The organism is Undibacterium hunanense (assembly GCF_014284335.1).
GTDB classification, from domain to species: domain Bacteria; phylum Pseudomonadota; class Gammaproteobacteria; order Burkholderiales; family Burkholderiaceae_D; genus Undibacterium; species Undibacterium hunanense.
Genome location: NZ_JACOGF010000106.1, coordinates 1 through 207 on the forward strand (window position 1 = coordinate 1; position 207 = coordinate 207).

At 55.6% G+C, this 207-nt stretch carries 1 protein-coding gene; it reads left to right on the forward strand.

Features of this window, described 5'->3' with window-relative positions; genetic code table 11:
- Nucleotides 1-207, forward strand: a 207-nt coding sequence (locus H8L32_RS28540; protein ID WP_186951039.1) for a hypothetical protein, incomplete at both ends; no start/stop codon positions are given.

Below are 207 nucleotides of genomic sequence, written 5' to 3' on the forward strand. Positions count from 1 at the left end.
TGCAAGATGAAGACCAACTGACAGGTACAGGCGTCTCCAACACACTGACAGCCACACTGGGCAATGCCAACGACAACGGTGGCACCCTCATCACCCCAAAACTGACCAACATCCAAACGCTGAATGCCTCCTTCACAGGATCATCTTCTGCGGGTGCCAACCTGGCAGTCACCGGTCTCGATCTGCAAGATGCCACCGGCCTCAAAG